The 24,814-nt window shown below is 42.5% G+C and carries 21 protein-coding genes; 20 read left to right on the plus strand and 1 reads right to left on the minus strand.

Annotation, left to right across the window (positions count from 1 at the left end; translation table 11 throughout):
* Window positions 1–17: 17 nt before the first annotated feature.
* The 16 genes from cgtA to CXF62_RS11335 all read left to right on the plus strand — a co-directional run bounded on the left by cgtA (window position 18) and on the right by CXF62_RS11335 (window position 17,954).
* A complete protein-coding gene (cgtA, locus tag CXF62_RS11260) occupies window positions 18–1,220 on the plus strand; it encodes an Obg family GTPase CgtA (RefSeq protein ID WP_102094426.1) in 1,203 nt (400 codons plus the stop codon).
* A 78-nt stretch (window positions 1,221–1,298) separates the two neighbouring features.
* A complete protein-coding gene (gene proB, locus CXF62_RS11265) occupies window positions 1,299–2,471 on the plus strand; it encodes a glutamate 5-kinase (protein ID WP_102094427.1) in 1,173 nt (390 codons plus the stop codon).
* Between the two features lie 92 nt (window positions 2,472–2,563).
* Window positions 2,564–3,700, plus strand: a complete 1,137-nt coding sequence (gene hemE / locus CXF62_RS11270) for a uroporphyrinogen decarboxylase (RefSeq protein ID WP_102094428.1) — start codon at window positions 2,564–2,566, stop codon at window positions 3,698–3,700.
* Window positions 3,701–3,836: 136 nt separating this feature from the next.
* Window positions 3,837–4,904 carry an N-acetyl-gamma-glutamyl-phosphate reductase gene (argC, locus tag CXF62_RS11275; RefSeq protein ID WP_102094429.1) on the plus strand — a complete coding sequence of 356 codons (1,068 nt, stop codon included), beginning with the start codon at window positions 3,837–3,839 and terminating at the stop codon, window positions 4,902–4,904.
* A 103-nt stretch (window positions 4,905–5,007) separates the two neighbouring features.
* Complete coding sequence (locus tag CXF62_RS11280; protein ID WP_102094430.1) at window positions 5,008–5,874, plus strand: hypothetical protein; 867 nt, start codon at window positions 5,008–5,010, stop codon at window positions 5,872–5,874.
* A gap of 166 nt (window positions 5,875–6,040) precedes the next feature.
* Window positions 6,041–6,436 (plus strand): ATP-dependent Clp protease adaptor ClpS, encoded by a 396-nt coding sequence (locus CXF62_RS11285; protein ID WP_101206289.1) that lies wholly within the window; start codon window positions 6,041–6,043, stop codon window positions 6,434–6,436.
* A gap of 636 nt (window positions 6,437–7,072) precedes the next feature.
* Window positions 7,073–9,613, plus strand: coding sequence for an AAA family ATPase (locus CXF62_RS11290; protein ID WP_102094431.1), 2,541 nt, complete (start codon window positions 7,073–7,075; stop codon window positions 9,611–9,613).
* Window positions 9,614–9,793: 180 nt separating this feature from the next.
* Entirely contained in the window at window positions 9,794–10,531 is a 738-nt protein-coding gene (locus tag CXF62_RS11295) for a uracil-DNA glycosylase (protein ID WP_102094432.1), read from the plus strand.
* A 27-nt stretch (window positions 10,532–10,558) separates the two neighbouring features.
* The gene (tadA, locus tag CXF62_RS11300; RefSeq protein ID WP_228153226.1) at window positions 10,559–11,083 is read left to right on the plus strand and encodes a tRNA adenosine(34) deaminase TadA; all 525 of its coding nucleotides are present in this window, start codon (window positions 10,559–10,561) and stop codon (window positions 11,081–11,083) included.
* Window positions 11,084–11,272: 189 nt separating this feature from the next.
* The gene (gene cmk, locus CXF62_RS11305) at window positions 11,273–12,040 is read left to right on the plus strand and encodes a (d)CMP kinase (protein WP_102094434.1); all 768 of its coding nucleotides are present in this window, start codon (window positions 11,273–11,275) and stop codon (window positions 12,038–12,040) included.
* 307 nt (window positions 12,041–12,347) lie between these two features.
* Entirely contained in the window at window positions 12,348–14,036 is a 1,689-nt protein-coding gene (rpsA, locus tag CXF62_RS11310) for a 30S ribosomal protein S1 (RefSeq protein WP_057759193.1), read from the plus strand.
* Window positions 14,037–14,359: 323 nt separating this feature from the next.
* Window positions 14,360–14,665 (plus strand): integration host factor subunit beta, encoded by a 306-nt coding sequence (locus CXF62_RS11315; protein WP_057759195.1) that lies wholly within the window; start codon window positions 14,360–14,362, stop codon window positions 14,663–14,665.
* 62 nt (window positions 14,666–14,727) lie between these two features.
* A complete protein-coding gene (locus CXF62_RS11320; RefSeq protein WP_102094435.1) occupies window positions 14,728–15,135 on the plus strand; it encodes a lipopolysaccharide assembly protein LapA domain-containing protein in 408 nt (135 codons plus the stop codon).
* Between the two features lie 104 nt (window positions 15,136–15,239).
* Complete coding sequence (gene pyrF / locus CXF62_RS11325) at window positions 15,240–15,938, plus strand: orotidine-5'-phosphate decarboxylase (protein ID WP_102094436.1); 699 nt, start codon at window positions 15,240–15,242, stop codon at window positions 15,936–15,938.
* 209 nt (window positions 15,939–16,147) lie between these two features.
* Window positions 16,148–16,960 carry a metallophosphoesterase gene (locus CXF62_RS11330; RefSeq protein WP_102094437.1) on the plus strand — a complete coding sequence of 271 codons (813 nt, stop codon included), beginning with the start codon at window positions 16,148–16,150 and terminating at the stop codon, window positions 16,958–16,960.
* A 157-nt stretch (window positions 16,961–17,117) separates the two neighbouring features.
* Complete coding sequence (locus CXF62_RS11335) at window positions 17,118–17,954, plus strand: histidine phosphatase family protein (protein ID WP_057759202.1); 837 nt, start codon at window positions 17,118–17,120, stop codon at window positions 17,952–17,954.
* A gap of 155 nt (window positions 17,955–18,109) precedes the next feature.
* On the opposite strand, the gene rpsT is transcribed toward CXF62_RS11335, so the two are convergent.
* On the minus strand, window positions 18,110–18,376 hold the full coding sequence (gene rpsT / locus CXF62_RS11340) for a 30S ribosomal protein S20 (protein ID WP_010200097.1): 267 nt from the start codon (window positions 18,374–18,376) through the stop codon (window positions 18,110–18,112).
* 464 nt (window positions 18,377–18,840) lie between these two features.
* Here rpsT and CXF62_RS11345 point away from each other — a divergent pair, with 464 nt between their 5' ends.
* The 4 genes from CXF62_RS11345 to CXF62_RS11360 all read left to right on the plus strand — a co-directional run bounded on the left by CXF62_RS11345 (window position 18,841) and on the right by CXF62_RS11360 (window position 24,797).
* On the plus strand, window positions 18,841–19,542 hold the full coding sequence (locus CXF62_RS11345) for an NAD-dependent epimerase/dehydratase family protein (RefSeq protein ID WP_102094438.1): 702 nt from the start codon (window positions 18,841–18,843) through the stop codon (window positions 19,540–19,542).
* 197 nt (window positions 19,543–19,739) lie between these two features.
* The gene (gene rraA / locus CXF62_RS11350) at window positions 19,740–20,276 is read left to right on the plus strand and encodes a ribonuclease E activity regulator RraA (RefSeq protein WP_102094439.1); all 537 of its coding nucleotides are present in this window, start codon (window positions 19,740–19,742) and stop codon (window positions 20,274–20,276) included.
* A gap of 217 nt (window positions 20,277–20,493) precedes the next feature.
* Entirely contained in the window at window positions 20,494–24,216 is a 3,723-nt protein-coding gene (gene mfd / locus CXF62_RS11355; protein ID WP_102094440.1) for a transcription-repair coupling factor, read from the plus strand.
* Window positions 24,217–24,365: 149 nt separating this feature from the next.
* A complete protein-coding gene (locus CXF62_RS11360; protein WP_057759208.1) occupies window positions 24,366–24,797 on the plus strand; it encodes an HIT domain-containing protein in 432 nt (143 codons plus the stop codon).
* Window positions 24,798–24,814: the final 17 nt, after the last annotated feature.

A 24,814-nucleotide genomic window follows, 5' to 3' on the forward strand; every position in this document is an offset into this window, starting at 1 on the left:
GAATTAAGGAACGTAAGATGCGATTTATTGATGAAGCCGTCGTAACGGTAAAAGCAGGTGACGGTGGTAACGGAATCGCCAGTTTTCGCCGAGAAAAGTATGTCCCACGTGGTGGACCTGATGGTGGTGATGGCGGCAAGGGCGGAGATGTGTATGTCATTGCAGAAGACAACACCAACACCCTAGTTGACTATCGTTATACGCGTCGTCATGACGCCATGCGTGCTGAGAACGGCCATAGTAGAAACTGTTCAGGTAAAGGGTCTGATGATCTTTATTTACCAGTACCAGTTGGTACGACGGTAGTTGATACCGAGACAGACGAAGTATTGGGCGATTTGATTGAGATCGGCCAGACACTACTGATTGCCAAAGGTGGCGATGGTGGTCTGGGTAATACCCATTTCAAAAGCTCGACCAACCAAGCGCCGCGTAAAGCGACGTCAGGTTTTGAAGGCGAGCTAAAAGTTCTTAAGTTTGAGCTAAAAGTAGTGGCTGATGTTGGTTTGATTGGTTTGCCTAATGCTGGTAAATCGACCTTTATCCGTCAAGTCTCTGCTGCTAGACCAAAAGTGGCTGATTATCCGTTTACCACCCTAGTACCAAACTTGGGTGTGGTCGATATTGGTCGTCATCGCTCATTTGTAATGGCAGATATTCCTGGTCTTATTGAAGGTGCATCAGAAGGCGCAGGACTTGGTATTCGCTTCTTAAAGCATGTTGCGCGTACGCGTCGTCTGCTACACTTAGTTGATGTCAAGCCTGTCGATGGTAGCGATCCGGTCGAAAACGCCCGCGTTATCCTAAATGAGCTTGAGCGTTTTTCGCCTGAATTGGCCAACTTGCCGCAGATTTTGGTATTAAACAAAATCGATCAGGTCAATGATGAAGACTTGAACGCGCTTTGTACACATATTGTCGCAGAGCTTGGTTGGACAGGTATGGTCTTCCGTACAGCAACGCTGACTGGTGAAGGTGTTGATGCGGTAAAATATCATTTAATGAATGATATTGAACTTGAGCGTGAGCGTGAAATAGAAGATCCTATATTCGCTGAAGCACAAAAAGAGCGTTTTGAGCGTTTAGAAGCCGAAGTGCGTCTTAACACTGAAGCACAGCGTGAAGCATATCGTGCAGCTCGTAAAGCAGCACGTGAAGGCTTGGATGCGTCTGATTTGGATGATGACGACGATGGCGTTGAGGTAATGTACGTTCCTTAAGCTAGTATGCTTGAGCAGTTATACTTGAATTGTGAATTTAATCCCTACAATCAATTGATATGAAAAAAAGGAGTTTATATGGCAGATGACATAGCAAACACGATGGAAGAAGCAAGATTTGTTAAGCAAACTCGCAACTTTGATATTCAGCGCGTTATTGTCAAAATTGGTTCATCACTATTAACCAATAACGGTCGAGGGCTGGATCGTACTGCCATATATGAGTGGGCAAAGCAGATTGCTAAGCTGCACAAAAAAGGCGTTGAGGTACTGCTAGTATCATCAGGTGCTGTTGCTGAAGGTGTGGTACGTATGAACCTTGAGGAACGCCCTAAAAAACTAGCAGCACTACAAGCCTGTGCTTCTATTGGTCAAATGGGGTTGATTGAAACATGGTGGTCAGCTTTGATTCAGCATGGTATTCAAAGCTCGCAGCTACTGCTAACTCATGATGACTTGTCTAATCGTAGCCGTTACCTTAATACGACGGGGGCGCTGACCCAGTTATTAGAATGGCGCGTACTACCTGTTATCAACGAAAACGATACCATCACGATTGATGAGATTAAATTCGGTGATAACGATACCTTGGGTGCGATGGCAGCCGCAATGGTTAATGCTGATTTGTACATCATCTTAACCGACCAAGAAGGTGTCTTCACTGATAACCCACGTGATAATCCTGATGCCAAGATGATTCGCCAAGAACGTGCAATGGCGGATTATTTATTTGATATTGCAGGAGACGGCGGTAAGCTTGGACGCGGTGGTATGTTGACCAAAATCCGTGCTGGACGCCTTGCTGCTATGGGTGGCTGTCCTACCGTTATCGTCAGCGGTGCTATCGATGACGTTATTACCCGTGTGGTATCAGGCGAAGCGGTAGGTACATTGCTGACGACTAATGACGAAGATAAAATCATCGCGCGTAAACAGTGGCTAGCTGCGCATCTACGTATGTCAGGTAGCTTGGTCGTTGATGCAGGTGCTGCAAGAGCATTGACTGAGCACAATAGAAGTTTATTGCCAGTGGGTGTTGTAGAAGTGCGGGGCGGGTTTGATGAAGGTGATGTGGTAGAAATCATTCATCAAGATACTGGCGAACGCATAGCCGTTGGGCAGGTAAACTTCTCATCGAATGATGCGCGCCGCGTAGCTCGTGAGCGTACCGAACAGTTCGATAAGATCTTTGGCAGTAGCGAAGAACGTGTCGTCATGGTACACCGCGACAACCTTGCATTGACTGTATAGCGCTTTCATATAACCTTTTTTATTCAACTTATTTTATCCAGCACAATATCCATTTATAAATATGGATATTGTGCGGTTTTGGAGATTTGTACATGAGTGCTTCAGACGGTAGTAACTCGGCTCAGCAACAGTTTGCACCTTTAAAAAATGATAGATTGCTACGTGCATTACGTTTTGAGCCCATCGATACCACACCGGTATGGATGATGCGCCAAGCTGGTCGTTATTTGCCAGAATATAAAGCCACTCGTGCTGAAGCGGGTGACTTTATGAGTCTGTGCAAAGATACAGCCCGCGCTACTGAAGTGACTCTACAGCCATTGCGCCGCTATGACTTAGATGCCGCTATTTTGTTTAGTGATATTTTAACTATCCCTGATGCGATGGGATTGGGCTTGTATTTCGAAACAGGTGAAGGTCCTAAATTTAAGCATCCTATCCGTGAGCAGGCTGATCTTGATAGATTGCCAGTGCTTGAGCCAAACGACTCTCTAGATTATGTCATGCGTGCTGTAACCAGTATTCGTAAAGCATTGAATGGACAAGTTCCACTATTTGGTTTTTCTGGTAGTCCGTGGACGTTGGCTACTTATATGATAGAAGGCGGTAGCTCGAAGGATTATCGTTATACCAAAGGCTTTTTGTATAGTAACCCTGATTTTTTACATCAGTTACTAGACAAGCTGGCGACGTCAGTTATTGACTATTTAGATGCCCAAATCGTCGCTGGTGCTCAAATTGTACAGATATTTGATAGTTGGGGCGGGGCGTTAGGCCATCGTCAATTTATCGAATTTTCACACATTTACAATAAGCGTATTGTCGCTGAACTAAAAGAACGTCATCCACAAGTACCTGTAGTGCTATTCACTAAAGGTGGTGGGTTATGGCTTGATATTCAGGCTGACAGCGAAGCGGACGTGTTAGGTTTAGATTGGACGATGCCGATTGATCGTGCGCGTCAAGTGTTGACTGAAAGTCAGCGTCAGTTGACCAAGAAGCATAAAAAATTGCAAAGCAGCAAAGCTATCCAAGGTAACTTAGATCCAGCGACGTTATATGGCTCGCCTGCAACTATCCGTTCTGAAGTGAACGCCATGCTTGACCGTGCTTACGCTGACGGTGAAAAGACTGGTTACATAGCAAACTTAGGTCATGGTATCACCCAGTGGGTTAACCCTGACAATGCCAAAGTGTTTGTGGATGCAGTACACGACTATAAAATTTAAGAGTCAGAATATTTAGAGAGTGATTCTGTATTTGTTCGCATTTGCGGAACTGTATAATTTATGGAACTGAATGAGTTATAAGCAAATATAGAATCTATCAGTGCATATTTAGTATTTACCAAGAAAAGGGTGTTTTATGATTTCAGCAGCGATCGTCGGTGGCACAGGCTATACGGGTATTGAGCTCATTCGCTTATTATCTGCTCATCCTGAGGTTTCTATTGATTTATTAACTTCTCGTAGCGAAGCTGGCACTCGTGCTGATGAAATCTTCCCAAGCTTACGCGGTGTGTCTGACATCGTTTTTAGCGACTTGGGTGATAATACGCTTGCTGCATTGCAAAAATGTGATGTTGTGTTTTTTGCGACGCCACATGGCGTAGCAATGAAGCAAGCTGAAGCGCTTACTCAAGCTGGCGTCAAGGTTATCGATTTGGCTGCTGATTTTCGTTTGCAGTCACTGACTGACTTTGAGCATTGGTACAAGCAGTCACATGCTTGCCCTGAATTGTTGAAAACAGCAGTCTACGGCTTACCAGAAATCAATCGTGACAAGCTTGCGAATGCGTTACTAGTAGGCAACCCAGGCTGTTATCCAACCACTGCGATTTTGGGTCTAAAACCAATTATCGAAGCTCAGAATAAGCAAGCAGAGCGTTTGATCGAGTCTCGTATTGTAATTGACGCAAAATCTGGTGTATCTGGCGCAGGTCGTCAAGCATCACTTGCACTCAATTATGCTGAGACAACAGATAGTTTTAAGGCTTATAGCGTCGAAGGTCATCGTCATTTACCAGAGATTGAGCAGGGTGTCGCACAGTTATTAGACAGTCAATTTACGCACCGTATTCGCTTTTTGCCGCATTTAGTACCGATGATTCGTGGCATGCTCAGCTCTATTCATATGGAACTGACCGATGCTGGTGCGGCTATCGATTGGCAGCAAGCGTTTGACAATAGCTATGCGTCAGAGTTGTTTGTTGATGTCATGCCAAAGGGGCTTTATCCCGATACGCGCAGTGTTCGCGCTAGTAACCGTTTACGTATTGCCGTACATCAGGACAATGAGCGCGCTGAGCTAACAGTTATCGTTGTTCAAGATAACTTAGTCAAAGGTGCTGCTGGGCAGGCTGTTCAAAACATGAACGTGATGTTTGGTTTTGACGAGTCAATGGGGCTAAACTTTGCACCGATTGTTCCTTAATATCAACGACTTCATATTCCAATCATTCACATTTGCGGTGCTAGGTATTGATTATAAATTCGGCTATAATGACTTGCCCTTACCCTTAAGAGATACTGTCTAAATGCGTTCTCAGCTCGTACTACGCTTTTGCTCACAGCCAGCACGTCTATCGTGCAAAGACTTGGTTATAGATAGCTTGGAGCGCAAACAGCATTCCTTTAGAAATAATAATGTCCCTATAAGTGGTATTGCTAGCTCACAACGCGGCGCTTCTACATTGGTATTGGCACTGTTTGTAGTGGCTGTATTAGTGACAGCGGTGGTTGGGCTGGTATTCGGTCATAAGCTTGGTTACCAACGTGGCCTTCATTCGATGGAAACAGAAGCCAAGCAAGCAATCATCGATAGCACTGAAGCGACACAAGCATTAGAAGACTTGCGCCTTAGCAATAAGATAGCCACTAACCAAGCGGCAACTGCCAAACAAGAACTGGCCATCAGTTTGGCTAATTTAAAAGAACTGCGTGAAAGCCAGCAAGAATTAACAGTAGAAAATAAGCAAGTATCACAGCTCAACGAGCTATATTCAGATGTCATCCGTGAGAAAGGTGGTATGCCTTTACAGGTATTAGGTGCCAAAATTTCGCCACTACCTGAAAATGCTTTTGAGTATGGTTTTGATATTGGGATGCTCGGTAGCGATGGTCAAGCCAAACGCTTGAGGCCTGTATTGACGCTACTTAACAATGACGATCTTGTAGAAGTACCTCTTGACCCTGCATACCATATGATCGAAGGTATCGTTCGGATACGTGGTCGCTTTGTAATGCCATCAGGCTTTAGACCATTGCAAGCCAAACTGACTTTGCAAGCTGGTGGTCAGAAAGTAGAGCAATTGTATGACTGGAAGCTCGGTGATAGTGTGGATAACATGCTACCATCGCTCCTAGATTTACCAGAAGTTGATGAAAGTCCTATCGTACCTTGATTACCTCATGTCTTAATGAAATACTCAGTGACGATGCTGTGGTTGAAATCAAAGCACAATAGCCCTAGTTAGTAGTTGTGCTTTATACCATGCCTTATCGCCTGCCTTAACAACCTCTTCTATCTTAAACTTACCTTATAATTATATTTTGATTATGATGAAAAAAATGATATCACAAGCCACGCCAACGGTTGCTGATTGGCACTTTCCCAATATGCCTGCTCATCGTGCACAAGACGGTGATACCGATGGTGAAACGTCACCGCAAGCAGATGTATTGGTCGCAGAGCCTGAAGTAGCCAAACCGCCTATGTATGCGGTTGTTATGTATAATGACAACTACACGCCGATGGAGTTTGTTGTATATATATTGCAGTCAGAATTTCGTCATAGTATGGATTCTGCAGTCGAGATTATGCTGACTATTCATAATAGCAGCAAAGGCATTGCTGGCATTTATCCTAAAGATATCGCCGAGACTAAGGCCAAAAAAGTAAATAGTTTGGCACATCGTGAAGGCTATCCCTTATTAACCCAAATCGAGCCGCATCAAGGCGAGTAGAGCAATTTATTAATTTCTTATACTGATATATGGCTCTATTATAGCTGTACCTACTGTTCTTTATTTCTAAGCAATCCATATCAAAGCTCACCTTTATAGTGAGCTTTTTCGACTTTTCAGTCATTCCCCTTATATACAAGTAGAATCTTTTAAAATAGATTTATTATCCATAGAGTCTTGATTTCTATAGCGAATAACCCTATCTATTAAACAGCCTACTCAATAGTCTTAGACTAAGTATCTCAGTTAAACTTGCTAAAACTCTGTCATTTCTAGCTTCTAAAATATCAATCTCTCTTTCTATCTAATCAGTTTTTCAACATTTAATATTCGTTATTAGAGTTGTCGCTACTAGCTTGTAGCACGCTTTGATACATTTTAGTCTGTGTTAATAGATTGACTCCGTTGAAGTATCGTGTTGATATAAAGAAAAGCGGCCATGGATAGTTATGATTACTGTTGGCTGATAGCGAGATTATAGTATTTAATCAATAGTCTACCGCTCACCTCATTTATTCATGACTTCTAATAATACGAATATAGCCCTTGAACAATTCATCTACCGCCCTGATTTACTTACTAACTCATTCATAAAACTATCAATTATAAAGATAGATATAACCGTAGGAAGTTGTTATGTTAAGTCGTCATCTTGAAGTTTCTCTACGTTTAGCAATGACGCTTGCGCGCCAAAAATCGCATGAGTATCTCACTGTTGAACACTTGCTTTTGGCCTTATTAGAAAACACTCATGCTGCCAATACGTTGACTGCTTGTAATGCTAATGTCTCGGCGTTGCGTACTGAGCTTGAGGTTTATATTAATAAACACACGCCAACTATCGATGCTGATACAGAACAGTCACCGCAGCCGACTCAAAGCTTTGATCGTATCTTGCAGCGTGCTATTTTTCACGTGCAATCGATCGGTGGTGGTCGTTTGGTAGAAGGCTCTGATATTTTGGTCTCTATGTTTTCAGAGCATGATACCTATGCTGTCTACCTGCTTAAAAAACAAGGCATCAGTCGCCTTGAGCTAACCCAGTATTTGTCACATGGTCAAGATAAAGAAGAGCCGTCTGAATCACGTGGTTCTGCAGGCACTGAGCGTCGTAGTGCCTCTGAAAAGACCAGTAAAGATCCCTTAGTTGAATTTGCAACCAATCTAAACCAGCGAGCTGCTGAAGGTAAAACGGATCCTTTGATTGGGCGTGCTTCTGAAATTGAACGTGCTGCCCAAGTACTATGCCGTCGTCGTAAAAATAACCCATTGCTAGTAGGTGAGCCTGGTGTAGGTAAAACCTCTATCGCTGAAGGTTTAGCATGGTTAATTATTAACGACAAAGCGCCGAAGCCACTTAACGGTTGCGTGATTTATAGCCTTGATATTGGCTCACTAATTGCGGGAACTAAGTATCGCGGTGACTTTGAAAAACGCATGAAGTCGTTGCTTGATGCACTAAAGAAAAAACCAAATGCTATTCTTTTTATTGATGAAATTCATATGATTATTGGTGCTGGTTCATCTATGAGTAGCAATATGGATGTATCGAACCTTATCAAGCCAGCGCTTGCTAACGGTGAGCTACGTTGTATAGGTTCAACAACCTTTACTGAATATCGCCAAGTATTTGAAAAAGATCATGCATTGTCGCGTCGTTTCCAAAAAATCGATGTCAAAGAACCCAGTGTGGATGACACCATCGATATCCTGCGTGGCCTAAAACCTCGTTATGAAGAATTCCATAATGTTGAGTATACGGATGAAGCGTTGGTCACAGCGGTACAGTTATCAGCCAAACATATTCATGAGCGTTTTTTACCTGACAAAGCCATTGACGTAATTGACGAAGCAGGTGCGTATAAGCGCTTAGGTGTGGTGCCTGATGTCGATGATATCGAAGCGGAAGAAAGTTTCATTGCTGATTTAGAGCAAGATTTTGATGCGCAGATTGATGCTGATATCGAAGGTATCGATAGTGATACAGATAATGAAATGCAGGATGAAGCAGCGACTGCGAAAGCAAGCGATAGTGCTAAGTCAGCAGATGGTGTGAAATTATCAAAAGGTCAAAAGCCACCGATGAAAATCGATGTTGCTGATATCGAAGCTATTATTGCCAAATTGGCACGTATTCCACCCAAATCTGTATCGAGTGATGACAAGAGCATCCTTGAGCATTTAGATCGAGATCTTAAGCACTTGGTGTTTGGTCAAGATGAGGCGATTGCTACGTTGGCTGATGCTATCAAGCTATCACGTGCAGGACTAAAAGCACCTGATAAGCCAATTGGTTCGTTTATGTTTGCAGGTCCAACTGGTGTGGGTAAAACAGAAGTATCGCGTCAGCTAGCGAACCTGTTAGGTGTAGAATTGGTACGCTTTGATATGTCAGAGTATATGGAAGCGCATACGGCATCACGCTTGATTGGTGCACCTCCAGGTTATGTTGGCTATGATCAAGGTGGCTTACTTACTGAAAAAATCAATCAGCATCCACATTGTGTGTTGTTGCTTGATGAGATTGAAAAGGCGCATCCGGATGTCTTTAACTTGTTACTACAAGTCATGGATCATGGGACGTTGACCGATAATAATGGTCGTGTGGCCATTTTTAAGCAAGTCATCGTTATTATGACAACAAACGTTGGTGCTGATAGTATCAGTCGCTCGTCAATGGGCTTTACTCAACAAGACCATAGCCGTGATAACACAGAGTCGCTGAAACGTGTCTTTACGCCAGAGTTCCGTAATCGCCTAGACGCCATTATTCAGTTCAATCCTCTAGATACGTCAGTTGTTGTATCAGTTGTCGATAAGTTCTTGGTTGAATTGCAAGTGCAGCTTGATGATAAGCAAGTGACATTAGAGATTGATGATGATGTACGTGACTACTTGGCGGATAAAGGCTATGACCGTCTAATGGGTGCACGTCCGATGCAGCGTCTGATTCAAGATGAAATCAAAAAACCATTGGCAAGTATGATTTTGTTTGGGGATTTGGTCAATGGCGGTGTCGTACACCTGACCTTAGAGCCTAAAGTCGATGATTCTCAAGAGAGTGATACGATGAAGCTTGATAAGGTATCAGACAAAGGCTCAGCTGATAGTCGTATTATTCTAACAGTCGTTGAAACTCATGAACCGCATCCTGATTCTGAGTCTCTAGCCAGCTAAGTTTTTTGATATTGACATCATAAAAACGGCTACCGTATTACTGCGGTAGCCGTTTTTTTATTGCTATAATTCATCAACAAAGCACACACCGTTTTTTGTTAGTATGATTATTTACAGTAAATCAGCTTTAACGAACCTATTGAATTTATAACAAGATAACAAGTATAAAAAGGACACACTATGGAACTGTTTGATGAACCGAAAACCAAGACTCCAGAACAAAAGCAAGCGATTTTAGACAATGTCCGTTTACCAGAAGATTGGAAAACGGCATTAGCAGATGAATTAACGTCTGAGAATATGGACAATCTACGCGCGTTTTTAAAAGAAGCCTACCAGTCCGATGATAGTATCTATCCGCCTGCACCATTGATGTTCAATGCGCTTAACCTCACGCCTTTGTCACAAGTCAAAGTGGTAATCTTGGGCCAAGATCCTTATCATCGTCCAGGTCAGGCTATGGGGTTATCATTTTCTGTTCCTAAAGCCATTCCAAAGCCACCATCATTGAATAATTTGCTTAAAGAAATGGCAGATGACATTGGCATTCGCCCTTCAGCGCATGGCGATTTGACATACTGGGCGCAGCAAGGCGTTCTACTGCTTAATAGCTCACTAACTGTGCGAGAAGGCGAGCCAAACAGTCATCAGAATAAAGGCTGGGAGCAGTTTACTGACGCTGTCATCGATGCAGTCAATGAACAGACAAAGCATACCGTGTTTATTTTGTGGGGTAGTAAAGCCCAGAAGAAAGGCAAGTATATCGATACCGATAAGCATTTGATCCTGACAGCGGTACATCCATCACCACTGGCGGCAAACCGTGGCGGCTTCTTTGGCACTAAACCTTTTTCTAAAACAAATGATTACTTGGTGCAGTATGGCCAAACTCCAATTGACTGGCAATTACCACAATAAATGCAAAATATACAGAATATAAGCTTAATGCCGTATCAACCTTTAAATATGCAGGCCAGCACTTTTTGGTTAGCTGAAGATATTAAATGGATGCAACAAGCAATCGAACTTGCTAGACAAGGTGCTGAGCGAGGAGAGGTGCCGGTAGGTGCGGTATTGGTACATGAGCAGCAAATTATTGGCCAAGGGTTTAATCAACCAATTAGTAGTCATGATGCTACTGCTCATGCAGAGATAGTTGCATTGAGAGATGCTTGTACGCGTTTAGAAAATTATCGACTGCCGCTACAGACTACTTTATATGTCACTCTGGAGCCGTGTACAATGTGTATTGGTGCATTAATTCATGCGCGTGTAAACAAGCTGGTGTACGCAGCGAGTGAACCGCGTGCTGGGATGGTTGGTAGTCAAATGGACTTATCATTACAACCTTTCTATAATCACAGTATTCAAGCCTATAGTGGATTATGCAGCGAGCATAGTAGTCAAATACTTAAGACATTTTTTCGTGAGCGTAGGCAAGCGGCGAAAAAGAATAAGGCCACTATGTAAACTCAAAATACTAATAAACAAGATATCAGTCTTGGTGCTAGTGGTCACGATGATTTTTTGCTATAATATTGCCCTATTTGATAGCACCCATTTCAATGGGCTATTAAAGACTTAACATACGAATAAATATTGTTTTATTAATGACATACGATAAGCGATATAAGTAACGCATATTATTGAGTAAGTATTATGACTAGTTCTACACCTGATAATGTTTTACTCAATACAGAGGATAGCCATACCTCATCAGTGCGCTACCCTGTTATTTGTATCGATGGTCCCAGTGGCGCTGGTAAAGGTACGGTCACATGGCGTCTAGCACAAGTGTTAGGCTATCAGTTGTTAGACTCTGGTGCGCTTTATAGAATTGTTGGGCTAAAAGCCTTTGAAGCGGGTTTAATCAGCGCAGATACTAGCCAACCAATTGATGAAAATGCTGTATTAGCATTGACTGAAAGCTTAGAGATAGCGTTTGTACCAAACAATGACTCAGGACGTGTAGATATCATTGTTAATGGACAAGCAGTAGGTGAGCAAGTACGCAATGAAACGGTCGGAGGCTATGCATCACAGATAGCTGTCTTTCCACAAGTTCGTCAAGCATTGCTCAAGCTACAACAAGATATGGCCACTCGTTCAGGTTTGGTTGCTGATGGTCGCGATATGGGTACGGTTGTTTTCCCAGATGCTGATGTTAAGGTGTTTTTGACGGCCAGTGCTGAAGCACGTGCAGAGCGCCGTGTGATTCAGTTATTGAATGCTGGTCAAACAGCAGATTTTGAGGCGATTTTAGCGACGATAAAAGAGCGTGATGATCGTGATGAAAATCGCAGTACAGCGCCATCGAAGCCTGCGGCAGATGCATTATTACTTGATAGCTCAGCGCTTAATGCTGATGCAGTATATGAGCAGGTTAAGAAGCATTGCCAAGATAAAGGTGTTTTTTTCACTAGCTAGTCATTTAATAGCTAGTAAAAACAACATATTAAGTACTAAAAAGTTTCCTATTAATCATTGTTTTAGTATAAAATAATACGGTTAAGTTAAATTTTATTGAAGCCATAAGAAAAACTTAGTTTATTCAAGATATTGCATTCGATATAAGACAGTTGTTGTTAGTCAGTTTTAATTATAATGAGCTCGCTATCAACAAACGTTTTTTTATATGATTGTATGGGATATAAAACCAGTATTTCGTTCTATACAATCATAAATTTGATCCGTACTGTGCTGGACAGGATACGGCTATACAAAGGTAGACATAATGGAATCATTTGCTGAACTATTTGAAGCGAGCATTGAAGAGCAGGGCCTAGATATCGAGCGTGGCTCGGTTATTACAGGTGCTGTTGTGGCCATCGATAGCGATTGGATCACAGTAGATACTGGTCTTAAATCTGAAGGTATCGTCGCTCGTGAAGAGTTTTTAAGCGAAGAAGGCGAACTTGAAGTTGAAGTTGGCGATAGCGTTGATGTCGTAGTTGAAGCGGTTGATAACGGCATGGGTCAAACCTTGCTGTCACGTGAGAAAGCTAAACGTGTTGAAACTTGGAACTTCCTTGAAAAAATCGCTGATAACGATGAAATCGTTAAAGGTATCATTTCAAGCAAAGTTAAAGGCGGTTTCACTGTAGATATCGGTTCAGTACGCGCGTTCTTACCAGGTTCATTGGTAGATGTACGTCCTATCCGTGATACAACGCATCTTGAAGGCAAAGAGCTAGAATTCAAAGTCATCAAACTTGACCAGAAACGCAACAACGTTGTTGTTAGCCGTCGTGCAGTTATGGAAGCTGAAAACTCAGCTGAGCGCGAAGAGCTATTGAACAAGCTTGAAGAAGGCATCGAGATCGAAGGTATCGTTAAGAACCTTACTGATTACGGCGCGTTCGTTGATCTAGGTGGTATCGATGGTCTATTGCACATCACTGACATGGCATGGCGCCGTATCAAGCACCCATCTGAAGTTGTTGAAGTTGGCCAAGACCTAAAAGTTAAAGTATTGAAGTTTGACCGTGAACGCAACCGCGTTAGCCTAGGTTTAAAACAACTTGGTACTGATCCTTGGGATAACGTTGGCGGCACTTACCCAGTAGGTAGTGTTGTAAAAGCTCGCGTAACTAACTTGACTGACTATGGTTGTTTCGCTGAGATTTCTGAAGGTATTGAAGGTCTAGTACACGTATCAGAAATGGATCATACCAACAAAAACATCCACCCATCTAAAGTTGTTCAAGTGGGCGATGAAGTTGAAGTAATGATTCTTGATATCGATGAAGAACGTCGTCGTATCAGCCTAGGTATCAAACAAACTCTAGCTAACCCATGGGATGAGTTTGATAAGAAACATGAGCGCGGTGATAAAATCACTGGTACTATCAAATCAATCACTGACTTCGGTATCTTTATCGGTCTAGACGGTGGTATTGATGGTCTTGTTCATCTATCTGATATCTCTTGGAACGAAACTGGCGAAGATGCTATCCGTAACTACAACAAAGGCGACACCGTTGAAGCAATGGTATTGTCTGTAGATGCAGAAGCTAACCGTATCAGCCTAGGCGTGAAGCAGTTAAGCTCTGATCCATTCAACGAATACCTAGTCAACAATGACCGTGGTGCTATCGTTAATGGTAAAGTAAAAGAAGTAGACGCTAAAGGCGCTACTATCGAACTTGCTGACGAAGTTGAAGCTTATCTACGTGCTTCTGAAATCCAACGTGACCGCGTTGAAGATGCAACTAAGCATCTGACTGTTGGCGATGACGTTGAAGCGAAAATCATCAGTGTTGATCGTAAAACACGCAATATCAACTTGTCTATCAAAGCGAAAGACGAAGCTGAAGAGCGTCAAGCGATTAAAGATCTTGGTAGCACGAACACTACTGCTGCTCCAGGTTCTGATGCACAGCCAAAAACGATTGGTGATTTGATCAAAGAGCAAATGCAGTAAGCTGCAAACTATTGATATAAAAGTAATATAAAAAAAGCGACTTCGGTCGCTTTTTTTTATGATTAGATTTTATTAACACAGTTAGTAATAGAGGTTTTTAGCCAAATGGGCAAACTCTTATTCCCATTTACGCTAATATCCGCTATCATTTGCACCATTGAGTAACGAGATGATAGTTATAAGCTTTTTATAGTCATAATGTGATTCTGAATGTTAATTTTCAAAGATTCAGTATATATAGTTTAATTATACAACGCAATTACGTACTATAGAGCGTTGACTTATCATCAGCTTATCCATCAATCAACAAGGCAAGCGTAATAATGCAGCAAGCGATTAACAAATCCGAATTTATTAGTAATTTGAGTGCAAACTGTGACAACATGGCAGACACCGTGGTTGATGACGCAGTGCGTGAAATCTTAAACTTGATGACCCATACTTTAGCCAATGATGGCCGAGTCGAAGTTCGCGGATTCGGTAGTTTTTGTCTACATCATCGCCGTGCCCGTATGGGACGTAATCCTAAGACAGGTGAAAGCGTACCTGTACCGGCTAAAGCGATTCCACATTTTAAGCCAGGTAAGGCTTTACGCGAAGCAGTAAACGATACGGTAGCAAACGGTTAATTAAACCAGCACTGGCTATCTAACCGTCAAAATTTATCATTCCAAACAGAGGTAACTGTCTCATGCGCTTTCTACTATTTGTATTGCTATTCTTGAGCTTTGCCTATTCACTTGGTTTGGTATTGGCAAATAATACTGAGGTCGGAGTCAACCTACTGTTTTCACAAGCACCTACGATGAATCTAGGGTTGCTACTTATTTTGTGTTTGATGCTAGGTATTGTTATTGGTATTTTACTGGCATTACTTATCTTTCGTGTGCTACAGAATAAGTGGGAAATCTCACGTCTGCAAAAAGCAAACGCAAACCTGCAAGAGCAATTGGCTCAAGCCAACACAGTTATCGATCGTCAAGCAAGCGCGCCAACAGTAGATGAAGCTGTTTATGGTGCTTCTGCTGCCAATGTGCAAAACAGTGACGCAACTAGCCTAACTGAAGGCTCTACTCTGTCCAAGCGTAGACGAGATTAAGTCGTTAAGTGATTTTTTATGTGATCTGCTAGGTGATAGCTTAACGATCGCAGTACTGACCTCAAATACAATACTTTGATAACTTCAAAATATATGGTAAAACCATGAATAATGTAATTAACTCTCCAGTTGTCGTCGCTCTAGACAATATGACGGTAGAGGCGTCTCTAGCGCTAGCTGACCAGTTAGATCCATCCCAATGTCGATTAAAAGTCGGTAAAGAGCTGTTTACCCGTTGTGGTCCTGATATCATCAAGGCACTGCATCAACGTGATTTTGAAGTGTTCTTAGACTTAAAATTCCATGACATTCCTAATACTACTGCCCAAGCAGTATTGGCTGCCGCTGAGCTTGGTGTCTGGATGGTGAATGTCCATGCTAGCGCAGGTCTAGAAGCCATGTCGTTGGCAAAACAGCGCTTGCTAGATAGAGATCTTGATACCTTACTTATCGCAGTCACCGTACTGACTTCTATGGATAATGAAGCGTTGATGCAAACAGGAATCACTGATAGCTTAGATACCCAAGTGAGACGACTAGCACAACTGACTAAGCAAGCTGGACTTGATGGGGTGGTGTGCTCGGCTCAAGAAGCAAAGGCACTCAAAGCATTATGTGGTCAGGATTTTAAACTGGTGACGCCTGGTATTCGCTTAGCTGAAGACAATGCAGATGATCAAAAACGTATCTGTACACCAAGTCAGGCGCTAATAGACGGTTCTGATTATTTAGTCATTGGCCGTTCGATCACTCAAGCTTTAGATCCTGCTGCTAAACTACAGACAATACTTCAAAGTATTTAAGTTTGAATAAATGTTAAGAAAAAAGACAGCCTAAATGGCTGTCTTTTTACTTTTTGATGGTATAGAAAAAGCTGCTACACTACTTAAATTTATTCTTACAACCGTTCTAAAATATAATAACTATATTAAAAACGCTCATTTAGCTAAATATCAGTAGTACTGCTATGAGCGTTTATCGCTAATTAGATTTTTAATAATAACGCCACTAAATGATGTTGAATAATATGAAATTACAGATATTGAGTGACTTACATATTGATAGTTATGCACGTCAATCGCACCCCGTTGGACATATTCCTAAAACTGATGCAGATTTAGTATTAGTAGCAGGAGATACTGCTAACAGCGACAAAGGTATGCCGTGGTTGCAAGAACAAGCGGCGCGCTTAGAAGTTCCTCTGATTACTATCGCTGGTAATCATGAATACTTTGATGAAGACGTATTGAGCTTTGACTATAAATTGGCAACTTGGGATAACTATGATACTGCGTCTAAAAAAGGGGTTCGCGTCTTACAATGTCAGCATATCGATATCGGTGATATACGCCTTTTAGGTTGTACCCTTTGGACAGACTATCAGTATCATGCTAACGAAGACACCATGGCCGCTGCTCGTCATTTTATGCGTGACTACAAGCAGATTTACGCAGGCAACGAACTGTTTTCACCTGAAGTATCTATGCAGATTCATGCTGAGCATCGTCAGTGGCTACAGCAAGCTTTGATCGAATCTCATAAACTTGGTAAAAAAACAGTAGTCATGAGTCATCACAGCGTCAGTGCGTTATCGGTGTCTGAAAAATATGCCAATCTACCAAGTAATGCGGCTTTTGTCAGTGACTTATCGGGATGGATGCATGAGGATTGGGCACCGATGCTATGGGTACATGGACATACTCATGAAGCATTTGATTATAAAATTGGTAATACGCGAGTGATTGTCAATCCACGAGCTTATCCAAACGAGGTTAGCAGTACGGCATTAGAGTTTGCATGGGACAAAGTCATTGATATTGGCTAGGACCGTGTGTAAATATTTGGCAAATCTCCATTTATTCTAGGTATAGACTCTTTTGAATAACGCATTTTTCGAAAGAGTACATAGTATTTATAAGATATATTGCAACTAGATTTGTCTGTGGTTCATTCCTGATAAGAAATCTGCTAGGCTTGCTATCATGAGTAAATATCTAAATAACACCCTGTCCAAAATATCTGCTGACAAGCTTGCGAGTCACACCCCAAGCGCGCCTGCACCTTCGCACCTACCAGATAGTATGATTTCCTCCGTTAGCCTATTGCCTGAAAATAAGCGGCTGATACTATTTACTAGGCACTCTTTACGCGAGCGTTCTGATGGTAATGGCTTTGCTAGCTATCAGCTACCGTTGACTCCTAAAGGCCGTATACTGGCAAAGTCTTGGGGTCGTTGGTTATCAGGTCATCTACCATATTCGCTCGACGTCGATAGTATTTCTAGCCCGATTGGGCGTTGTATCGATACCGCGCAGCTGATGCAAGAGGGGGCAGGACTACGGCGTGACATTACGCATCAATCATTGTTGGTTGAGCCTGGCAGTCTCGTCACTGAGCCTGAAATAGCCAATCCTGTGTTCAAAGAAATTGGCGTCCTGAACTTTATTAATCGTTTTTTGCAAGGCAATCTCGAAGGGACTAAAAACACCTATCAAGGCGGTTTGGATATTCTGTCGCTTTTTTATCAGAATCAGCCGCAGCATGGCCATCTGATGCTCGCTGTGAGTCATGACACGTTGCTATCTGCGTTCTTGGCCGTCATGTTCGATGTGGTAGAGATTGATTGGAATGATTGGCCAAAGATGATGGAAGGCGTGTTCTTATGGTTCGATGATAAGCCATTTGATCAAGCGAGCGCGCATTTTATTTGGCGGGGTCAGGTATATACTCGGCCGATTAGTTCATTATTAGACGGTTACCGTGCAGCTGGCTATCATCCTAGCAAGTTGCTATTGCCGCCAGAAGTACAGTGGAATTGATGCTTTGTTCAAACATTGAATGAGTTGATAGAGCAACTATTCGTTGAATACGTTTTGAACAGGCATAAAAAAAACCTTGCCACGGTATTAGAACCAGTGACAAGGTTTTAGTCATTACGCTATAAAAACGAAATGCGGTCTAACCAATACAAATCTTAAGCTTGTAGGCCTTTGATTGTTTTGTTTAGGCGGCTCTTACGACGAGCAGCTTTATTCTTATGAATAATACCTTTGTCAGCCATACGATCAAGAACTGGTACCGCTTTTTTGTAAGCTTCGGTAGCCGCGTCATAATCTTTAGCTGCGATAGCCGCATCAACACGTTTTAAGTAAGTACGAACCATAGAGCGTTGTGACGCAGAGTTCTGACGACGTTTGGTGTTTTGACGGGCGCGTTTACGAGCTTGTGCAGTATTAGCCACGCGTATCTCCTTGATAAAGATAGATAAAAATATGAATGTTGATTGCAATAATGGGTTTAACAATCATCGGTGACGAGCAGCCGTCTCGTCAAATATGATGTCGATGTCTGATATTAAAGTATCTAATATAAATAGAGCATCGTAAGCGTCAGAGCTGTTTGGAATAATTAAACAGCGTTGACGTGTAAAGCCGATTATCTTAGCAAATTATTGAACTAAGGACAATATATTTGATGATTAATGCTCAAAGAAGTTACGTAATATCATTGAATCTGGGTCATTCTAGTAACTAAATCCTTAGTAAGCGCTGACAGACATAGAGGGTTGATAAAATCTCTTACAATATATCCTATATAATAGCATCAGTTATTGAGGAATTTAGGTATGATATTCTAACGATAGACCTTGATATAGGTATTTTCTCATCAATATAGTTCATCTAATGTTATATAAGTGGATAGGGTATGCAGCGAAAAGCAATTGTGATTGGCGCAACGGGGTTAGTAGGGCAGCATTTGGTAAAGCAACTGAGTGAGCTTTATGACACATTGATTGTGATTGCTCGTCGTCCGCCACGCTACATTAATGCCAGCATGCGTTTTTATCAAATCAATGATTTTGATAATCTCTCTGAAGTGTTTGCAAGTGTCGGTGCCGATCGAACCACGGATGCTTTTAGTTGTTTGGGTACGACAAAAAAACAAGCTGGTAGTGATGAGGCTTTTCGCAAGGTAGATCGAGACTATAATGTAAATTTTGCCAAGTTATGTCGTGATAAAGGGGTAGAAAATTTCTTTTTACTCTCCTCGATGAATGCGGATATTGAAAGCCGCTTTCTGTACAATCGAGTTAAGGCTGAGACAGAGCAGGCTGTTATGGCATTAGATTTCGGACAATTGGTCGTCTTCCGTCCGTCGTTATTGCTTGGTAAGCATAAAGGTCGTCCGCTTGAGAGCATTGGTCAAAAAGCCTTTAAACTCATCTCGCCCCTCGTATCAGAATCACTGTCGTTACATCCTATCTCGGCTAAGCGCGTTGCTAGTGCTATGGCCATGAGTGCTCATGGTATATATCATCGTAGTAAGTACCGTACTGAACCTCAAATCAAGCGTACGGATATTATCGAAAATAAGCAGATGCTAGCGATGACCCGTGTTAAAAAATAAAAGGACAGTTTTTCTAGTGACAGATTCAGTCTTAAAACTGGAAAGTTACAGATATCGATTGTTAATTGCATTGGGACAAGATTGCATTAGAACAAAAATATAAGAGTAAAAAACACAATAACTATTAACTATTATCAAAGCATCAATAAGTATTGAAAAACCAGTCAGTTGAAACACTAAAACAAGGAGCAGGAGCAATGTCAGAATCGATACAAATGGATAGAGGGAATTTTGTCACTTGTGATCTATTGGATGCCAATCCTGAATCGCAAGTATGCTTGCCAAATATCGAAGGCAAGTCATTCCGTCAGTTTGGTGCGAAAGACAAATTCTGCGGTGAAATCGTGACGGTTAAGTGCTTTGAAGACAATAGCCGCGTTAAGTCACTGTTGAATAGCGATGGCAAAGATAAAGAAGGCAATGGCAAGGTGTTGGTCGTTGATGGTGGCGGCTCTATGCGCTGTGCATTACTAGGCGATATGATTGCACAATCAGCTATCGATAATGGTTGGGCTGGGGTTATTATATATGGCTGTGTCCGCGATGTTGATGACATGGCAGAGATGGATCTTGGTGTGATGGCGCTTGGTTGTATCCCGCGCAAATCAACCCGCCGTGATGAAGGTCAAACGGATATCGAAATCAGCTTTGGTGACTTAACGTTGAACTCGGGTATGTTTGCTTATGCTGATAACAATGGCATCATCGCTAGCGATAAACCACTTATCAGCTGAAGTTTTAGGCTTGGCTTGATTAGTAAAAACGAAAACCTCAGCTGATAAGTTGGGGTTTTTTGTTATGTAACGACAGTTAAAGCGCAATAATCGTTGTTAACCCTTAATCATTAATGAGTAAACTCTTAAGTGACAAACCGTTACGGCATAAGTTTTGGTAATTGCTCAAATATTCGTATAATAGCTTTCTGACTCCTTAACTTTGATTCTACTCTTTATGCCTATTACTGCTCTGACTGACGCGTTTGACCCTATTAACCAGCAGTTGTTTCCTATCCAAAATGCCGAGCGGCGTTGGGTAGCGCCTGTCCATGGGGCGGTCAGCAGTTTATGGTTGGCAAGCTTGGTGCAAACACCTATGTGGAATGTTGCCGAGCGCCTAAAAGTTGTGGTAGCACGTGACCAGAACCAACTCAATCAAATAGAGACTGAGCTGGCATTTTGCGGAGTCGATGCTTATGTGTTCCCTGACTGGGAGACACTGACTTATGATGAGCTATCTCCACATCAAGACATCGTCAGTGAACGTATCAATCTATTGACGGATATGCCGAAAACGGGCGTGCTACTTATTTCGATACAAGCCCTCATGCATCGCGTCGCACCGCCAAGCTGGTTGATTGGACAGCATTTTGATTTGAGTGTCGGCGATCGATTTGATATCAATACCCAGCGAGGGCTACTGGCAAAGGCTGGTTATCGAGCGGTTGAAAATGTCTTTGAACCAGGTGAGTTTGCAGTACGTGGTAGTATTATTGATATTTTTGCCATGGGTCAGCCTTTTCCGCTACGTTTAGACTTGTTCGATGACGAAATCGAAACGATTCGCTTTTTTCATCCTCAAACCCAGCGTACATTGACTGCTGATGATTTGAAGGCGATGTTAACGGGCAACGATACCAGTATGGCAAAAGAATCGCTGTCACTACTGCACAAAATGCCAGATATCTCTAAACCTATTGAACAATTTCAAATCTTGCCTGCAAAAGAGTTTCCACTTGACGAAGGGCGGGAGACGTTTCGCACGAACTTTGCTGCGATGTTCCCTAATACCAGTAGCCGTAAGTCTGAGCTGCACAAAGACGTAATGGCAGGAATTGCTAGTAGCGGATTAGAGTATTATCAACCACTATTTTTTGACTTAAAAGACTGGAAGGCGGAGAGTAGTTTATTTTCCTATTTACCAAGCGATGCGTTATTTATCACCGATGAATTAATCAATGAAAAACAAGCTGATTACTGGTCACAAATCCAGCGCCGCTACGAAGAGCGTCGCCATGATATTGATAAGCCTATCGTAGAGCCAGCAATGCTGTATCTATTATCTAACGCGCTTAACGAGCAGTTAAACCAGTATCCACGAGTAATATTAAGTGCTCGTGATGAACTGGCTATGATGAATGATGTGGCAGCGCTAGAAGGTAGTGACTCATCTCAGCCGCAACTGCCATTAACGCCTACTAAAACGCCTACTAAGCAGCAAGGCTTGGTGACATTAAGTGCCGAAGAACCGCCGCAACTGGCAGTAAACCATCAGAAATCTGAGCCATTAACTGAATTGCTCGACTTTTTAAACGTTCAAAAACAAACAGCAACGCCAGTACTAATTGTTGCAGAAACCGCAGGCCGTCGCGAGATTCTTATCGAGCTGTTTAAGGGTAAGATTGACATCAAGGCATACGATAGCTTTGAAGCATTTTTAGCAGCAGACAAGACGAGCGCTATGAATAATGCTCGACTACCACATGTCGGTCTGACTGTGGCACCGATTGAGCGCGGTGTTTATGTGCCTGAGCGTTTGGTGTTGATTAGTGAAACGCAGCTGTTTGGTCGTCAAGTCTTACAGACGCGTCGTCGTCGCCAAAGCGGTGTATCAGAGGAGTTCTTGGTTAAGAGCGTCACTGAGATAACAGATGGTAGTCCAGTTGTTCATATTGAGCATGGTATTGGTCGTTATAATGGTCTGATTACCTTAGATGTGGGTGATGGTGAGCAAGAGTTTATTCATTTAAAGTATGACGATGACGCTAGTATCTATGTGCCAGTGGCTAATTTACAAATGATTAGTCGTTATAGCGGCGGCGATCCAGCCTTAGCACCGCTCCATAAGATTGGTAGTGGCAAATGGGATAGGGCCAAACAAAAAGCGTTAGAGCAAATTCACGATGTTGCGGCAGAGCTACTTAACATGCAGGCGCGTCGTGAGGCCAAAGTTGGTATTCACTTTAAAATAGATCCGTCTCAATACGAGCTGTTTGCCAGTCAGTTTGCGTTCGAGGAGACTGCTGACCAAGCAAATGCTATCCATGCAGTTATGGAAGACATGAGACAAAATCAGCCAATGGATCGCCTCATCTGCGGTGATGTTGGCTTTGGTAAAACAGAAGTGGCGATGCGAGCGGCCTTTATTGCCGTTAGTGCTGGTTATCAGGTTGCTGTGTTGGTGCCTACTACCTTGCTCGCGGGACAACACGAAGACAACTTCCGCGATCGTTTTGCCGATTGGCCAGTTCGTATTGAGAGCCTGTCGCGCTTTGGCGGTAAAAAACATCAAGAAATGGTCTTAGCTGACTTGGCTGCTGGCAAAGTAGATATCGTGATTGGTACCCATAAACTCTTACAGCCTGATGTGAAGTTTGCCAACCTTGGGCTAATGATCGTCGATGAGGAGCACCGCTTTGGGGTGCGTCACAAAGAGCGTATCAAGGCTATTCAGACAGATGTAGACAGTATGTCTATGACCGCGACTCCCATTCCTAGAACGCTTAATATGGCACTCTCAGGCATGCGTGACATGTCTATTATTGCCACACCGCCAGCACGTCGACTTGCGATTAAAACTTTTGTCATGCAAAAGACAGATGCCTTGATGAAAGAAGCCATCTTGCGCGAGCTGTTGCGCGGCGGGCAAGTCTATCTCTTGCATAATGATGTGGCTAGTATTGAGCGTATGGCAGAGACTATTCGTGACCTCGTGCCAGAAGCGCGGGTAGGGGTTGCCCATGGACAAATGCAAGAGCGCCAACTTGAGCAGATTATGCAGCAGTTTTATCATAAAAAGTTCAATGTGTTGGTTTGCTCTACCATTATTGAGACGGGTATTGATGTGCCCAATGCTAATACGATTATCATTGAGCGTGCAGATAAGTTTGGTCTTGCGCAATTACATCAGCTGCGTGGCCGAGTAGGACGTAGTCATCATCAAGCGTATTGTTACTTACTAGTGCCATCTCTAAAAGGACTCAAAGGTGATGCCAAGCGCCGTTTACATGCGATTGAACGCGCCAATACTTTGGGTGCAGGTTTTATGCTGGCAAGTGAGGATTTAGAGATTCGCGGCGCAGGTGAGATATTGGGTAAGCAGCAAAGTGGCAATATGCAGGCGATTGGTTTTAGCTTATACATGGATATGCTTGAGCGTGCGACTAAAGCCATTAAAGCTGGCAAGGAGCCTGATTTAAATACACCATTGTCGCTAACCAGTGAAATAAACTTACATAGTTCTGCTCTTATTCCAGAAGAGTATCTACATGACGTGCATCAGCGCTTATTGTTCTATAAGCGTATTAGTAATACCGATGATAAAGAAGCATTGACAGATATTCGTACGGAGATGATAGACCGCTTTGGAGCACTGCCAGATCAAACCAAGCAGCTATTCGCTATTCATGGATTACGCTTACAAGCAGAGCCGCTTAAGATTAACAAAATTGATGCCAACAGTAGTAGTATGACGCTGGAATTTGCGCCAGATACTCCAGTTGATGCGTTAGCGATTATTAAATTGATCCAATCAAATGGTCAGCATTATCGTATGAATGGCGCATCTGGTATCCGTTACCAAAATAGCGATAAACTGGCCACACCGCAACAGCGCGTAACGGTCATACAAGAGCTGCTGCGCTATTTTAGCGAGCACATGGTGACAGAGCCTGCTTAGTACATGGCTAGATATCAGTAGGCTCAGTAGTCATATTAAACCAATAAATTATGGTGCTATTTTATCAACCCGATAACTGATAAAATAGCCCAACTAACTTTTTAACCCTCTGTATTTTATTTGCATTAAACAACAAGAGAACCGTCATTATGTTCCAACTTCATCATAAACTTGCTGCTGATAGTTTTTTAGTGGGGGATTTTCCATTATCCACTTGTCGTTTAATCAATGACTGCCAATTTCCTTGGCTGATATTAGTGCCACGTGTCTCCGGTATCAAAGAGTTATATGAGCTGTCTGAGGCAGATCAAACACAGTTTTTACGAGAGTCCAGCTGGTTGTCGAGTCAGTTAGCTAAAACCTTTCAAGCTGATAAAATGAATGTGGCCGCTCTTGGTAATCAAGTGCCACAACTTCACTTTCATCACATTGTCCGTTATCAAAATGATATGCAATGGCCAAATCCAGTATGGGGTGTGCCAGCTGTCCCATATACTAAAGAAGTATTGGCGCAAATGCAGCAAACATTGATGATGGCATTACGTGGTCATCACCAAATGCCGTTTGATTGGCAAATGTAATTATTATTCTATTTTGC

It is taken from the genome of Psychrobacter sp. MES7-P7E (assembly GCF_002863645.1).
GTDB lineage: Bacteria > Pseudomonadota > Gammaproteobacteria > Pseudomonadales > Moraxellaceae > Psychrobacter.